Annotated in this window: 12 protein-coding genes and 1 pseudogene; all 13 read right to left on the bottom strand. The window is 69.1% G+C overall.

Annotated features, from left to right (window positions below; all coding sequences use genetic code 11):
* Positions 1-11: 11 nt before the first annotated feature.
* On the bottom strand, positions 12-2,303 hold the full coding sequence (gspD, locus tag ACKTTN_RS01130) for a type II secretion system secretin GspD (RefSeq protein ID WP_407908034.1): 2,292 nt from the start codon (positions 2,301-2,303) through the stop codon (positions 12-14).
* Between the two features lie 8 nt (positions 2,304-2,311).
* The gene (locus ACKTTN_RS01135) at positions 2,312-3,049 is read right to left on the bottom strand and encodes a hypothetical protein (RefSeq protein WP_407908035.1); all 738 of its coding nucleotides are present in this window, start codon (positions 3,047-3,049) and stop codon (positions 2,312-2,314) included.
* 205 nt (positions 3,050-3,254) lie between these two features.
* Positions 3,255-3,908: pseudogene (gene gspM / locus ACKTTN_RS01140) on the bottom strand (type II secretion system protein GspM); the annotation flags it as partial.
* Positions 3,905-5,053, bottom strand: coding sequence for a PilN domain-containing protein (locus ACKTTN_RS01145; protein ID WP_407908036.1), 1,149 nt, complete (start codon positions 5,051-5,053; stop codon positions 3,905-3,907). The pseudogene gspM and the gene ACKTTN_RS01145, both read right to left, overlap by 4 nt.
* Positions 5,050-5,931, bottom strand: coding sequence for a type II secretion system minor pseudopilin (locus tag ACKTTN_RS01150; RefSeq protein ID WP_407908037.1), 882 nt, complete (start codon positions 5,929-5,931; stop codon positions 5,050-5,052). Before ACKTTN_RS01150 ends, ACKTTN_RS01145 begins: the two co-directional genes overlap by 4 nt.
* The gene (locus ACKTTN_RS01155) at positions 5,928-6,569 is read right to left on the bottom strand and encodes a prepilin-type N-terminal cleavage/methylation domain-containing protein (protein ID WP_407908038.1); all 642 of its coding nucleotides are present in this window, start codon (positions 6,567-6,569) and stop codon (positions 5,928-5,930) included. Before ACKTTN_RS01155 ends, ACKTTN_RS01150 begins: the two co-directional genes overlap by 4 nt.
* The gene (xpsI, locus tag ACKTTN_RS01160; RefSeq protein ID WP_407908039.1) at positions 6,566-6,988 is read right to left on the bottom strand and encodes a type II secretion system protein XpsI; all 423 of its coding nucleotides are present in this window, start codon (positions 6,986-6,988) and stop codon (positions 6,566-6,568) included. The genes ACKTTN_RS01155 and xpsI overlap by 4 nt, the downstream gene beginning before the upstream one ends.
* Positions 6,988-7,476 (bottom strand): type II secretion system protein XpsH, encoded by a 489-nt coding sequence (xpsH, locus tag ACKTTN_RS01165; RefSeq protein WP_407908040.1) that lies wholly within the window; start codon positions 7,474-7,476, stop codon positions 6,988-6,990. Before xpsH ends, xpsI begins: the two co-directional genes overlap by 1 nt.
* On the bottom strand, positions 7,473-7,913 hold the full coding sequence (gene gspG, locus ACKTTN_RS01170; protein ID WP_407908041.1) for a type II secretion system major pseudopilin GspG: 441 nt from the start codon (positions 7,911-7,913) through the stop codon (positions 7,473-7,475). The genes xpsH and gspG overlap by 4 nt, the downstream gene beginning before the upstream one ends.
* 394 nt (positions 7,914-8,307) lie before the next feature.
* On the bottom strand, positions 8,308-9,525 hold the full coding sequence (gene xpsF / locus ACKTTN_RS01175; RefSeq protein WP_407908042.1) for a type II secretion system protein XpsF: 1,218 nt from the start codon (positions 9,523-9,525) through the stop codon (positions 8,308-8,310).
* 7 nt (positions 9,526-9,532) lie between these two features.
* The gene (gene gspE, locus ACKTTN_RS01180) at positions 9,533-11,233 is read right to left on the bottom strand and encodes a type II secretion system ATPase GspE (RefSeq protein ID WP_407908691.1); all 1,701 of its coding nucleotides are present in this window, start codon (positions 11,231-11,233) and stop codon (positions 9,533-9,535) included.
* Between the two features lie 68 nt (positions 11,234-11,301).
* Complete coding sequence (locus ACKTTN_RS01185; protein WP_407908043.1) at positions 11,302-11,799, bottom strand: DUF1579 family protein; 498 nt, start codon at positions 11,797-11,799, stop codon at positions 11,302-11,304.
* Positions 11,800-11,814: 15 nt separating this feature from the next.
* The gene (purL, locus tag ACKTTN_RS01190; protein WP_407908044.1) at positions 11,815-15,741 is read right to left on the bottom strand and encodes a phosphoribosylformylglycinamidine synthase; all 3,927 of its coding nucleotides are present in this window, start codon (positions 15,739-15,741) and stop codon (positions 11,815-11,817) included.
* Positions 15,742-15,750: the final 9 nt, after the last annotated feature.

Consider the following 15,750-nt stretch of genomic DNA (forward strand, 5'->3'; position numbering starts at 1 on the left):
CGGTCACCGTGTCAGCGCACCTCGATGCCGCCGCGCACCTTCTGCTTGCGGTGCAGCGGCTCCATCGCGCGGAAGCGTCGGGTGTAGTCGTCGGTGAGGTCGCGCACTTCCTGCGGATTGCGCACGACGGTCGGCGTCAGCAGCACGATGACTTCGTTGCGATCGGTGCGCGAGTTCTGTCGACCGAACAGGCCACCCACCACCGGGATGCGGCTCAGCCCCGGGAAGCCCGACGAACCGCGCTGCACGCCATCGCTGATGAGGCCGGCGAGCATCACCGTGTCGCCGCTCTGCACCGCGGTTTCCGTCTTCACCTTGCGGGTGTCGATGCGCACGTTGCCGTTGCGGTCGGCGACGGTGCCGGGCGAGCTCACTTCCTGCACGATGTCGAGGAACACCATGCCGTCGCGCGTGATGCGCGGACGCACCTTGAGGATGATGCCGGTGTCGAGGTACTGCACCTGGCTGTAGGTCACGCCGCCGGTGCCGGTGCCCGGATCGACCGTCACCGACGAGATCGGGATGCGACTGCCGACGTTGAGCGTGGCTTCGGCGTTGTTGCGCACGAACACCGACGGCGTCTGCAGCAGCTGCAGGTCGGTGACCTGGTCGAGCGCGTTGATGACGGCCGCGGCGTTCTTGCCGAGGAACGTCCACGCCAGGCCGGGATTGGTGACGTCGGCGGGGCGGATGCTGCCCTTGAGATCGCCCCAGATGTTGCGTCCGGCGGCATTCGGCAGGCCCGCGCCGCCGGACGATACCGGATCGCTCACCGCCTGTTCGAAGAACCAGTTGACGCCGTACTGCAGCGCGCCGCTCAACTGCACTTCGACCACCTGCGCTTCGATCTGCACCTGCATCGGCATGACGTCGAGGCGTTCGATCACGTCGCGCATCGACGCCCACGCCTGCGGCGTGCTGCGCACCAGCAGCGAATTGGTTTCGTCGACCGCGGACACGCCGACGTGCTGGCCGTCGACGTCGAACGTCACCGAGCCATTGCCGTTCTGGCGTGGATCGAGCGAAAGCGACGACGACATTCCGCCGCCCGTGGAACCGGTACCGCTGGTGTCGGACGACGTCGGCGTCTGGCCGATGCTGGCGCTGGAACCGCCGTCTGTGTCGCGCAATTCAGTCGAATCCAGCCCGGGCATCAGCGTCGGCTGCGCACCGGTGTCGCCACCGTTGCCGCGCGCGCCACCGCCGAATACTTCCGACAGGCGATCGGCCAAGTCCTTCGCCTTGATGTATTTCAGTTCGTACGAATACAGGCGCGGTTCGCTGCCGGCGCCATCGATGCGTTCCAGCCACTGCTGGATGTCGTCGAGATACGCGGCCTGCGGCGTGATGACCAGGATCGCGTTCGCGCCTTCCAGCGGCATGAAGCGGAACATGCCGGACACCGGCGACTTGCTGGTCTCGCCGAATACCTTCTCGAGATCGGCGACCACGCGCGACGCGCGGCCCGACTGCAGCGGGAAAACGCCGACCGACATGCCGGCCAGCCAGTCGACGTCGAACGTCTCGATCGTACGCAGGTAGTTCTCGAGTTCCGCGCGCGTGCCAGCCACGGTGATCACGTTGCGCGCGTTGTCGACATTGACGATGGAGTTCGGCCGCGCATACGGCTTGAGGATCTTCTCCATCTCCGTCGCCGACACGAACTTCAGCGGCACGGTGCGCGCTTCGAAGCCACGTGCGGTCGACGCGGGGCCGGTGCGCGGCGCGACGGTACCGGCCAGTGCCTGGTCGGCCGGCACGATGTTGTAGCGGCCACCGCTGTAGACCATGCGCGCGTTGTTCCAGCCCAGCACCATCTCGAGCAGGTTCAGCGCTTCGGCCGGGCTCACCGGCTTGGGCGTTGCGAGCGTCACCGTGCCCTGCACGCCCGGCGCGATCACGTAGTTCTGGCCGAGCATGTCGCCGAGGATGGCCTTGACCACCGCCTGCACCGACTCGCCCTCGAAGTTGAACGTCGCCGCGCCGCTGCTGCCGCCCAGGCGCGACGGTGGCGCACTGGCGACGCGGTTGTTGATGACGGTTCCCGTGCCGCGACGGATCTGTGCGCGCGGGCCCTCGTCGTGCGTCTCCAGCGGCGCGGTGGTGACGCCGTCGTGCGAGGTCACGACCGCGTCGGTCGGCGCGGACGACGTACCGGCGACGGGGCCGTCGAGTCGGCCGTCGCGACGCACGACCGGCGGCGTGACCGTGGTGCAGCCGGCGAGGATCGACACGATCGCGAGCGCGACGGTCGAATGGCGCAACGCCGGGCGGAGGACGGAGGTGGCAGGCAGGAAGGTCATCGCGGGACTCAGCGGGTCGACGGCGGCGGTGCGGCCGTCGCGGGCGGGTTGGCGTGCTGTGCCTGCCGGCGCATTTCCTCGCGGCGGGCTTCGATGCGCTGGCGGATCTGCTCGATCTGCGCGGGATCGGGCGCGGAGGTGGCGTCGGTCGGCGGCGCGGGTGCGGCGGCGACCGGCCCGGGCATCTGCACCGGATTGATCGGCGGCGCGGTCATCGGCGACGTCGGCGACGCGCCGCCCTTGCCGTCATACACGCGCAGCGTGAGTTCCTTCTGCCCCTCGGGGCCTTCGAACACGGCGCTACGCGGGTGCAGCGATACCAGACGCCATGCCGGGCGCGAATCCGGCGCATCGCCGATCTTCACCCGCCACGACTCGCTGCCGTCCGGTTTCTGCACGATCGCCATGCTCGTCTGCGGCGTGATCAGCACGCTGGTCAGCACCAGGTCGAACTCGGTCGGCGTGTCGGCGGCGCCGTTTTCGGCGACCAGCGAGAACGGATGCGGGCGGCGATCGGTCGCGAACAGTGGTCGCGCGGCGATCTCGCCGTACTGGGCGATCGGGCCGAGTGCGGGCGACGCGTTGTCCGCCGGCAGCGTGGGGATGCGGCTGCCCTCGATCGCACCGCCCTTGCCCTCGGGCAGGTGCGCGCCCATGCCGGCCAGCGCCAGCACCCAGGCGAGCAGCGCCCAACCGGCGAATGCGCCGAGCAGGAGCGTGCGCGGGGCGACGTGATCAAGGCGCACCGGGGCCTCCTGACGGCGGAGTCGCATCGGGCGGGTTGGCAGGCGTTGGTGCGCCCTGCGGCGCGGCCGGCACCGGCAACGGCGCGGGCGGCGGCAACGACGGCCCGGTGATCATCGAGCGCGGCGGTGCGGCAACGTCGGCGGGATTGGGAGGCGGCATCGTCGTCGCCGCGGGCGCGGGAACCGGGCCGGCCGACATCGGTGCAGGTGCCGGCGTGGTCACCGGCATCGCCGCGGATGATGGCGAAACGGCACCGTCAACGATCGCGCCGGCGGGACGCAGGTAGCCGACGAGGTCGAAGCTCACGTCGAGCCCGCCGTCGCGCGCGTTCGCTTCCATGCCACCGAAGAAACGCTGCGCGAGGATGTTGAGGTTCTCGACGAACAGTCGCGGCGTGCCGGCTTCCAGCGCGTGCAGCACCGCGGCGAGTTCCGGGGTGCCGCAACGCAGGCGCACCTGCACGGCGACGCGTGTGTACGTCTCGCCGGATTCGTTCTGCAACGGTGAGCGATTGCTGATCTGGCAGCTGCGATTGCCCGGACTCGCCTGCGCGACGACCGTTTCGAGCCGCTGCACGAGCCCGGCGACGGCGAGTTCCGGCGTCGCTTCGGGCAGGAAACCGGGGCGCGTCGCGAGGCGCTGCTGCGCTTCCTGCAGTCGACGCTGCACGGCGGGCGCCTGCGCGAGTTCGGCGCGAAGCCGCGCGTCGCGTTCCTGCAACTGCTCGATGCGTGCGCCGACCTCGCGCATCGGCACCGTCCACCATGGATGGATCAGCACGCCGTACGCGATCAGCAACGCGGCGACGAGCAGGCCGAGCGCCAGCCAGCGTTCGCGATCGGTCACGACCGGCGTCACTTCGACGCCTCCGTCTTTTTCGCGGCGCCGCGACCGAGTTCGGCGGTCAGCGTGAAGCGATCGCGGTTGGTCGCGGGATCGGGCTGCAGCGCGCCCGCCAGCGCGGGCGAACGCCACAGCGGCGCGCCTTCCAGGTTGTTCACCAGCGACGGCGCCTGGTTGCTCAGGCCGATCAGCGTCAAGCGATCCCCTTCCATGGCGAGCTTTTCGAGATAGGTGCCGTCCGGCAGGCGACGGCTCACTTCGTCCATCACCTCGATCGCGGTCGGCTGTTCCGCGCGGCGCTTGTCGAGGAAGGCCTGGCCGGCGACGAGCTCGACCAGCGCCTCGCGTTGCTGCGCAGCCATGCGTGCCGGCGCGCCGTGGGCGCGCACGTCGTGTTCGAGTTCGTCGGCGGCGCGGCGACGGTTGTCGAGCACCGTCACCAGCATGAAGGCGATCGCGATGACGCCGACACCGGCGAGCACGCGATTCCACACCTGCCACGGATCGCGCTGGCGACGACGCGCCGCGGGATCGAGCAGGTTGACGCCGCGCGGCGTGCCGTCGACATCCAGCACGTCCACGCCAGCGAGTCGTCCGGCAAGCGGGCCGAGTGCTGCGAGCATGGGTTCGGCGCGAACGCGCGGCGCCGCAACGAGTTCCACGTCGAGCTGGCCATCGGGGCGACGACCGGCGAGACGCGCGTCGTACAGCACGTCTTCCGCCGCGAACGGCGTCTGGCGGTCGAGTTCGAAGCGCATGACGTCGCGCAGGCGATCGCTAGCGGCGGACGGCAGCGCGAGTCGACGCACGAGCGCGGCGGTGGCCGGCAACACGAGCCAGCGCGGCAGGTCGACCGCGTTGGAGCTGAGGACCGTGGCGAGCGGGTCGTCGCCCGGCGCATCGGCCAGCGCCGGCAGGCGCCCGAGCTCGCGCAGTTCGCCGTCGCGCTGCAATTGCAGGCGCACGTCGCCGTCGGCGAGCGGCATCAGGAGAAGACGGCCGCGATCGACGCCCAACGCGCGGCGCACGCGCACGGGCAGCCACGCGGCGAGCGCATGGCCCCACCAGGCGAGCAACCCGCGCAGGCTGGTGGCCTGCGGGCCCAGGCGGGCGGCGAACCGCCCGAGGCCGCGCATCCGGCCCTCGAGAACCGAGGTCATGGTGACGGAACCCCCTCCTCCCAACGCAACGGTGTGTAGGCCATCCCCGGAATGGCGCTGCCCCCGGTGCGTACTACCGCGCCCAGCGTGGCGATGCGTCCGCCACGAAGCCGGGCCCGGCTCTCGATACTATACGTTCCGCTTCCGAACGCCTGCGAGCTTTCGCCGCCCGGAATACCCGGCAGGGGTTGCCCGCTGGACGGATCCCACGCCTCGCGTTGCTGGACGATCGCTTTGCCGTCCATGCCCATCGCGGTGAGCACCGGGGCCGCGGCGAATGCGGGTTCCGGGCGTCCACGGCCACTGAACACCGTCACGTAAGGCGCGAGCTTGCGGAAATCGTCGCCGGTGAAGCCCAGCACCTGCAGCAGTTCGGCGCTGCTCTCGAAGTCGGCGTCCTTCGCACCGTAGTCGAGGCCGGCGGACGCGTAGTCCTGGTCCTCCGCGCCGCCCGACGGCTGCGTGAGCTGGTCGACATCGCGCCAGTCGACCACGGCACCGGCGAGTTTCTCGGCCCGCGGGCGCTCGATGCCCACCGCGGTGAACAGCCCGACCAGCAACGGCGGATCGGCGTGGTTGAGATCGACCTTCGCGTCCTCGTCGACGATGCGGATCTCGACGTCGGCGTCGTCGAAGGTCCATTTGTAGGCGCGCCCATCGGGACGCCACTGCTGGCGCGGGTCAGGTTGCGATACGCGGGTGAGCGCGTATTCAAGTCCCGCACGCGCGATCTCGTCCCCCTGCACGCCGTCGACCAGCGCGCGCCCCTGCATGCCTTCGGTGCGCGCGGTAAGCGAGAACGCGCCGACCAGCGCGATCAGCAGCACCATCAGCCACAGCACCAACAGCAGTGCGGCGCCGCGCGACTGACGCGTCATCGCGTAATCCCCGTGGCGTACGCGGCGGCCAGGCGTGGCGCGACGTCGAGCACCGGCCACGGCTTGCCGTCAGCGCCGGTGACGCGGATTTCGACGAGCAGCGGAAGTTGCTCGGTGGTCGTCCAGTCGTCCTGCCATTCGGCGGGCTTGCCGTCCTCGGCGACACCGCGATAGCGGAACTCCACGCTGCGCAGGTTTTCGGCGAGAAGCTCGGGCGCGCGATCGGGGACCGTCGCCGCCGCATCGCCCGGCTGCACGACGGCGAGACCGAGCGTCAGCCGCACGCCGTCGCCCGACGGCATGCGCTCGACGCGCAGGTCGTGCACGCTCGGGCCGCCGCGGCCGATGTAGTCCGGCAGGTCGGAAACGAAGCGCATGCGCTCGCGATCGCCGGCGAAACGCATCGGTTGCCCCGTCGCCGAATCGATCTGGAACGGCACGGCGCGCGCGCTCGCGATGCGTCGACGCAGGAAGCCCTGCACCGCGCGGATGTGTTCGCTGCTCGATGCCATCGCTTCGCCACGACGCGCGGCGCTGGTCGCGCCGGTGATCGTGGCGAAGGCGAGCGTAAGCCCGAGCGCGAGCAGCACCGTCGCGATCAGGATCTCGACCAAGGTGAAACCGCGCGCGTGCTTCACGTCGACGGTGCTCCGCCGAGATTGGCCGGCACCAGCCGCAATGAATGCAGTTCGAGCCGCTCGCGCGGGCCGCCGTCGCCCCATCGCATGGTCAGGTCCAGCGCGAGCAGCACCGGCGCGTTCGGATCGACGGGTTGCTGCATCGCCGGCGTGTTCGCTTCGTAGCGGTGCACATGCAGCTGCCAGTGGTAGCGGCCATCCTCGAGTTCGCCGTCGCGATCGCCTTCGTGAAGCGGGCCGTCGGTGTCGACCTGGTCGAGCACGGACTGCGCGAGCAGCGCCGCGCGACCGGCATCGGCGGACCAGCGCACCTGGCGGCTCGAATTGGTCAGCGTGCCGAGCAGCAGCGTCAACGCGATGGCGAGCACGCCGAATGCGACGACGACTTCGATCAACGTGTAGCCGCGTTCGCGTCGCATCATCGCGCCTCCGCCTGCACCAGCTTCACTTCGCCGGTGAGCCATGCGACATCGATGTTCCATGCCGCAGCGTCGCGCGCGACCTGCACGCGGCCGCCGGTCGACGCGCCGTCGGCGAAGAACAGGATCGCGCCTTCGTCGGGTGACGGCCGCGTCTGCCGCGCGCCGACGAACGATACGCGCAGCGTCGATGGAATCTCGCCGTGGCGGCCTTCCGGCGCCTGCCACGCGTGCGTGCTCGGCTGGATAACGAAGCGCTGCGTCTGCCCGGTCGCGATCGCGCGCGTGCGGGTGAAACGCAGCTGCGAGGCGATCTGCTTCGCCGTCGAACGCAACTGCATGCCTTTGAAACCGCCGGTCATCGCGGTGGCGGCGAGCACGCTCATCACCGCGATCAGCACGATGACGATGATGATCTCGATCAGCGACATGCCGCGCGCACGTCGGGCGGCGGGTGCTGCCGTCCGTCGTGGCGCGATGCGGATCATTCGTTGCGCAGGTCGGTGTCGTAGCTCGAGCCGCCGGGCTTGCCGTCCTTGCCGAGGATGATCACGTCGAACGCGTGGCCATCGTCGCCCGGCGCCTTGTAGCTGATCGCATTGCCCCACGGATCTTTCAGCTCGCCTTCCTTCGCATACGGACCGAGCCAGCCGGTCGCGCCCTGCGGCGCCGCGGCGAGGTCGGACAGTGCCGTCGGATAACGACCCACGTCTTCCTTGTACTGCTCGATCTTCTGCGCGAGCGTCTGCACTTCGGACTTCGCGAGATTGGCCTTCGCGCGATCCGCGCCGCCGAGGATGCGGCTGCCGACGAACGTCAGCACCACGCCGATCAGCACGATGACGATGATGATCTCGATGAGGCTCATGCCGCGCTGCATGGCGCGCGGGGAGGGCGATCGGGTCAGGGAACGGCGATTGCGCATGGCGGGTGGATTCGTGGGGAAGGGCGACTGTTTACCAAATTCGTGACGTGAAGCGGGAATTCTGGCCGGGCTGTTCAGGTTTTCGCGTGGCGCAACCGCTCTGTGGATGGACCTGCGCGGAGGTCGTCGGTTCCCGACGTCGCAATGCGGGGGCGGATGGAGTCACGAGCGCGGAGTCGCGCTGTGGTGCCGGCATCGCACTGCCGGGTTCATCGCACGCCGGCTTCTTCGAACTCCGGCCCGGCGCAGCGCGCCGGACGTTCCGGCAGTCACGCGGCAGTGCCGCATCACTATCGCGTTTCGCCTCGCACGCCGGCTTCTTCGAACTCCGGCCCGGCACAGCGCGCCGGGCGTTCGCGACGCCACGCGGCGTGGCCGCGCAAGCGGGCATCGCTCACCCGATCTGCCCGGTGAGGTCGTACATCGGGACGAGGATGCCGAGGATCACCGTGCCGATCACGAACGCGAGCACCATCGTCACGATCGGCACCAGCGCCGCGAGCATGCGGTCCAGCGCCAGCCCCGTTTCATGCTCGAAGGTTTCGGCCGTGCGCAGCAGCATCGCGTCGAGCGCGCCGGATTCCTCGCCGACCTGGATCATCTGCAGCGCGAGTCGCGGGAAGCGCTTGCCGCGACCGAGCGCGGTCGACAGCGCGACGCCATTCTTCACTTCGTCGGCCGCTTTCTCCACATCGTCGGCAAGCACGCGGTTGCCGAGCACGTTGCGGCCGATGCCGAGCGCGGTGATCAGCGGCACGCCGTTGCGCACAAGCGTGCCGAGCGTTCGTGCGAGGCGCGCGACCTCGATGCGCGCGACCAGCAGCCCGGCGAACTTGCGGCGCAGCAACCAGCCGTCGAACGCGAAGCGGAATGCCGGATCACGACGCTTGCGTTCGATCCACCACAGCAGCGCCGCGGGCGCGGCCACGATGACGATCCAGAAATCGCGAACGAAATTGCCGACGCCGAGGATGATCTTGGTGAACAACGGAAGCTGCGCGCCCAGGCTTTCGTACATCTGCGCGAACTGCGGCACCACGTAGCCGAGCAGGAACAGCAGGCTCAGCGTGACCATCACCATCAGGATCGCCGGATAGATCATCGCGTTGATGACGCGGCCCTGCAGCGCGCGCGCGCGTTCGAGGTAGTCCGCCAGGCGCGCAAGCGTGTCGGACATGTTGCCGCCCGCCTCGCCCGCGCGAACCATGTTGATGTACAGGCGCGAGAACGTGCCGTGCTGACGGTCGAGCGCGGTCGACAGCGCCGCGCCACCGCGCACCGATTCGCGGATGTCGGCGATGGTGCGACGCGCGGCTTCGTCGTCGGGCAGTTCAAGGAGGATCGACAGCGCGCGATCGAGCGGTTGGCCTGCGCCGAGCAGCGTCGACAACTGCTGCGTGAACTGCACGAGCCGCGCACCGCCGAACGGCTTGGGCTTGAACAGGCCCTGCCAGAACGCAGGTCCGCCGCCTTCGCTCGCCGGTTTCGCTTCTACGGGAAGGTGCCCCTGCCCCTGCAGGCGCTGCACGACCTCGTCGACGCTCGCGGCCTCCATCTGCCCGTCGAGCATTTCGCCGCGCGGGTTGAGCGCCTTGTAGCGATACAGCGCCATGCGTCGCTCAGGCCTCTTCCGTCACGCGCAGCACTTCCTCGATGGTCGTCAGCCCCGCGAGCGCCTTGGCGATGCCATCCTCGTACATGGTGCGCATGCCAGCGGCGCGTGCGATCTGTTCGATCTCGCCCATGCCCGCGTGGCGCATCACCGCACGACGCAACTCGTCGTTCATGACGAGGAATTCCATGATCGTCGTGCGGCCCGCATAACCGGTCGGCGCCAGCGGCGACGGCTTCGGTCGATACAGGTAGATGTCGCCCTGCGGCTGCAGCCGGCGCAGGCCGAACTTCTCGATCTCTTCCGGCGATGCGGGATAGCGCTCGGCATGTGTCGGCTCGAGGCGACGCACCAGGCGCTGCGCGAGGATGCCGTTGATCGTCGACGTGAGCAGGTAGTCCTCGACGCCCATGTCGAGCAGCCGCGTGATGCCGCCGGCCGCGTTGTTCGTGTGCAGCGTCGACAGCACCAGATGGCCGGTGAGCGCGGACTGGATCGCGATGCGCGCAGTCTCGAGGTCGCGCATTTCGCCGATCATGATGATATCCGGATCCTGGCGGACGATCGATCGCAGCGCGTTCGCGAAATCGAGGCCGATCTGTGGTTTCACCTGGATCTGGTTGATGCCCTCGATCTGGTATTCGACCGGGTCTTCGACCGTGATGATCTTGACGTCCGGCGTGTTGAGCTTGCTGAGCGCCGTGTACAGCGTCGTCGTCTTGCCCGAACCGGTCGGGCCGGTGACCAGCAGGATGCCGTGCGGCTGGTCGAGCACGCGCTGGAATTCGGACAGGAAGTTGTCGGTGAAACCCAGCTTCTCGAAGCTCAGCACGATCGACTCGCGATCGAGCAGTCGCATCACCACGCTCTCGCCATGCGAGGTCGGCACGGTGCTGACGCGCAGGTCGAGTTCGCGACCCTGCACGCGCATCTGGATGCGGCCGTCCTGCGGCAGGCGGCGCTCGGCGATGTTGAGCCGCGCCATGATCTTGATGCGACTGATCACCGCCGCGGTGAGGTTGGACGGCGGGCTTTCGCCTTCGTGCAACACGCCGTCGACGCGATAACGCACCTTCAGCTGGTTTTCGAACGGCTCGATATGGATGTCCGACGCGCGAAGTTCGACCGCGCGCTGGATCACCAGGTTCACCAGGCGGATGACGGGCGCTTCGGATGCGAGATCGCGCAGGTGTTCGACGTCGTCGAGTTCGCCCTCGCCTTCCGCGGTGTCGACGATCGCACCCATCGCACTGCGGCCCTGGCCGTGCCAGCGCTCGACCAGCGCGTCGATTTCCGAGCGCAGTCCGACAACCGGATTCAGCGGACGTGCCAGTGCAAGCCGCAGCGCATCGAGCTGGTACGCATCCTGCGGATCCGCCATCAATACATCGATCGCGGTGTCGCCTTCGCGGATCGCGCACAGATGGAATTGCCGCATGAACTTCGGCGACAGCACGAGGTTCTCGGGCGGCAGGTCGGGCAGGTCCTTCGTGGCGATGATCGGCAGGTCGAGTACTGCCGCGACGGCTTCGGCGTGGTCGCGCTCGGACACCAGGCCAAGGCGACCCAGCAACGCGAGCAGCGAGCCGCCGGTTTCGGCTTCCAGGCGACGCGCGCGTGCGAGGTCGGCGTCCTTCAGGCGGCCGCGCTCGATCAGCAGCGCGACGATGCGCGCCTCGACGGGATCACCGCCGATGGGTTCCTCGATGGAGTCGACGACCGCGTTCACCCGCACCTCCCTGACGACGGCCGGACTGTAGCAGGCCGGCCGCACGCTCAGCCTTGCCGCGCGCTGTTCACGCGCGTGAAGTCCATGGTCCAGTTGGTCTCCCACGTGGCACCGCCATCCGCGGAAAACGCCTGCTCCCAGCGTGGATGGTCGGCGTCGACCGTCGTCCAGATGAAGCGGATGCGGATCGGTCGACCGTCCAGTTCAGCTTCCGCGAAGAACGTGCCGATGCCGGCGTCGAATCGGCCGACGACGGGCACGTCCAGCTCGCCCGGCGCACGCCCGTCGAGCCACCAGATCGACCACACACCGCGATCGCGGTCGAACGAGCGCAACGCGACCGCGCGGTAGGCGTCGCCGGGAAGTTCGAGCAGGTTGTCCTCGACGTTGCCGAAGCCGCCAAGCACCTTGCGGGTGGACATCGTGCCGGGGAATTCGACCCACTCGGTGCTGCCTTGCAGGCGTGCGGCGAGGCGGCGATGGACGACGGTCCATTCGCCGACGGCAAAGTCGAAATCGGTGGGCGGTGCGGCGTTGACGTCCATGTCGTTTCCTTTTGGTCAGTGCGCGCCGACCCACACGCGCGCGTTGCGGAACATCCGCAGCCACGGCGAGTCGGCCGGCCAGTCGCGCGGCGCCCAGCTCAGGTTCGCCGTGCGCAGCGTGCGTTCGGGGTGCGGCATCAGCAGGGTGACGCGACCATCGCGGCTCGTGAAGCCGGCGATCGCATCGTGCGCGCCATTCGGGTTGAGCGGGTACTGCGACGCCTGCTCGCCACGGCCGTCGACGTAACGCGCCGACACGGCGATCGCCGTGCGCGCGGCCGGGTCGTCGAAATGCACGCGGCCTTCGCCATGCGAGACGGCAACGGGAATGCGCGAACCTTCCATGCCCTTGAGGAAGATCGACGGCGACTCGTTGATCTGCAGCAACGCGAGGCGCGCTTCGAACTGCTCGCTGCGATTGCGCAGCAGGCGCGGGAAATGCTCGGCACCCGGAATCATCGGCGCGAGTGTCGACATCATCTGGCAACCGTTGCAGACGCCGAGGGCGAACGTGTCCTCGCGACCGAAGAAGGCGGTGAAGGCATCACGCACCGTGGCACGTTCCAGCGCACTGGTCGCCCAGCCGCGGCCCGCACCGAGCACGTCGCCGTAGCTGAAACCACCGCACGCCGCGAGACCGGCAAAATCAGCGAGGTTCACGCGCCCTGCGATCAGATCGCTCATGTGCACGTCGACTGCGCTGAAACCCGCCTTGTCGAACGCCCACGCCATTTCGATCTGGCCGTTGACGCCCTGCTCGCGCAGGATCGCCACCTTCGGCCGCGCGCCGGTGCTCACGTACGGTGCGGCGACGTCGTCGGCCGGGTCGAACGTCAGCTTCGGCACCAGGCCCTTCGCCTCGAAGTCGCGCGCGATCTCGCGCTCTTCGTCCGCGCAGTCGGGGTTGTCGCGCAGGCGCTGCATGGCGTGCGTCACCGACCACCATGCGTCGAACAGCTCCTGCCAGCTCCACTCGGCAATCGTCTCGCCCTCGCGACGCACGCGGATCTGCGCCGAAGTGGTGGGCTTGGCAACGCGCTGCGCGCAGTCGATCAGACCGTGCTGCGCAACGAGGTCGGCGAACTCCGCGCGATCCTCCACTGCGACCTGCACGATCGCACCGAGTTCTTCGTTGAACAGGCAACGGAACGGATCGTCGCCCCAGGCGTCGAGCGAAATGTCGAGGCCGGTACGCGAGCAGAACGCCATCTCCGCGAACGCGGCGAACGCGCCGCCGTCGGAGCGGTCGTGGTACGCGCGGATCAGGCCGGCCTGGCGCGCGGCGCGGATGAGCTCGAAGAACTCGACGAGGCGCTGCGGATCGTCGACATCGGGCACGCCGAAATCATCGTGCCCGGAGGCACCGGCGAACGCGGGGAACGCGGCGTCGCCACCGGACTGCGGATGGCATTGCGCGAGCACCGAACCACCGAGGCGCTGCTTGCCCGCACCGAGGCCGATCAGCCACAGGTCGCTGTCGACCTCGCGGTCGAGCAGCGGCGTGGACTGCAGGCGCACGTCGGTCACCGGCGCGAACGCGGTGACGACCAGCGACACCGGCGACACCGACTTCTGCGGCGCGCCGTCGGCATGCCACTGCGCCTGCATCGACAGCGAATCCTTGCCGACCGGGATCGCGAGTTCGAGCGCGGGGCACAGCTCCATCGCGATCGCCTTGACCGCGTCGAACAGCAGCGCGTCCTCGCCGGGGTGACCGCAGGCGGCCATCCAGTTCGCCGACAGCTTGATGCGGTCCAGTGATTCGACCGGCGCGGCGCACAGATTGGTGAGCGCTTCGCCCACCGCCATGCGCGCGGCGGCCGCGGAGTCGAGCAGTGCCAGCGGCGTGCGCTCCCCGAGCGCCATCGCTTCGCCGACGTAGGTGTCGAAGCCGCTGAACGTGATCGCGCAGTCGGCCACCGGCAACTGCCACGGACCGACCATCTGGTCGCGCGCGGTAAGTCCGCCGACGCTGCGATCGCCGATCGTGACGAGGAAGTTCTTGCAGGCAACGGTGGGATGCGCGAGCACGCGCAGGCCGGCGTCGCGCAGGTCGAGCCCGCCCCATTTCAGCGACGGCCACTTCGCCGGCGCCGCGTGCGCGGTGTCGCGATGCATCTTCGGCGGCTTGCCGAACAGCACGTCCATCGGGATGTCGATCGCCCAACCGGTTTCGCCGGCCGCGACGCGCTCGCGCGTCGCGCCATGCCCGACGACGAGTCGCTCGTCCGACGTCGCGTAGCCGACCACCGCGAACGGGCAACGCTCGCGTTCGCAGATGGCCGCGAATTCGTCGACGCGCTCCGGCGGCAGGCCGAGCACGTAACGCTCCTGCGATTCGTTGCTCCACAGCTGCATCGGCGACAGCGACGGATCGTCGCTCGGCACGCGATCGAGATCGATCACGCCGCCGAGGTCGCTGTCGTGCAGCAGTTCGGGAATGGCATTCGACAGGCCGCCCGCACCGACGTCGTGCGCGGTCGCGATGGGGTTGTTGTCGCCGAGGCCGACGCAGCGGTCGATCACTTCCTGGCAGCGACGCTCCATCTCCGGGTTGTCGCGCTGCACGCTGGCGAAATCGAGCGCTTCCTGGCTCTCACCCGACGCCACCGAGCTCGCGGCGCCACCGCCGAGACCGATCAGCATCGCCGGGCCGCCGAGCACGACGACGGCATCGCCGTCGCGCAGGCCGTGCTTCTGCACCTGGATGCGATCGATCGCACCGAGGCCGCCGGCGAGCATGATCGGCTTGTCGTAGGCGCGCGCGATGTCGCCTTCGGCAAGTTCGAAGCTGCGGAAGTAGCCGAGCAGGTTCGGACGGCCGAATTCGTTGTTGAACGCCGCGGCGCCGATCGGGCCGTCGAGCATGATCTCGAGTGCGGGCGCCATGCGCGGGTTGAGCGCGCGCGGCGCTTCCCACGGCTGCGGCAGTGTCGGAATGCGCAGGTGCGACACCGAGAAACCCGCGAGGCCGGCCTTCGGCTTGCCACCGCGACCGGTCGCGCCTTCGTCGCGGATCTCGCCGCCGGCACCGGTCGACGCGCCGGGGAACGGCGCGATCGCGGTCGGATGGTTATGCGTCTCGACCTTGATGCAGAACGCCGACTCGACCTCGCCTTCGCTGCGATAGGTGAAGTTCGGGCCGGACGGACGGAAGCGCCTGGCGCGATAGCCTTCGACCACCGCGGCGTTGTCGCTGTACGCGCTCAACGTGTGCGCAGGCGTGGTCGCGTGCGTGTGGCGGATCATGCCGAACAGCGACTTCGGGCGGTCGACGCCGTCGATCGTCCACGTCGCGTTGAAGATCTTGTGGCGGCAGTGCTCGGAGTTCGCCTGCGCGAACATCATCAGCTCGACGTCGGCCGGTGCGCGGCCGAGCGCGGAGTATCGGTCGCGGAGATACGCGATTTCGTCGTCGGCGAGTGCCAGGCCGAGTCGCGTGTTCGCGTTTTCGAGGTCGTCCAGCGCGATGCGTTCGAGATCGCCGCGCGACGGCGCTTCGAACAACGCGACGGCATCCTCGCGCGCGTCGAGCAGCGACTGCGTCATCGGGTCGTGCAGCACCTTGGCGAGCGCGCCCTGCGTGGTCGCGTCGGTCGGCCAGCCGGCGACGTCGATGCGCATGCCGCGCTCGACGCGCTGCACCGGCAGCCCGGCGCCCTGCAGCAGTTCGGTGGCCTTGCTCGACCACGGCGAACGCGTGCCGAGCCGCGGCGTCACGTAGCGCGAGACGGCAGCGTCATCGCGGTCGGCGAACGCATCGCCGGCTTCGAGGATCTGGCCGAGCTTGGCGGCGTCCGGCTGCGCGCCGGGCTCCGGCAGCACCCAGTAGGTGTGCCGGGTGCCGAGCAGGCGAACGTCGGGGTGGAGACTGCGGAGACGGGCTTGGAGCCGCTCCAGGCGAAACGGCGACAGGGCGGGTGCGCCCTCGAGGACGATCATGTCCGACGG

This window comes from Lysobacter claricitrinus (genome assembly GCF_045866565.1).
GTDB classification, from domain to species: Bacteria; Pseudomonadota; Gammaproteobacteria; order Xanthomonadales; family Xanthomonadaceae; genus Cognatilysobacter; species Cognatilysobacter claricitrinus.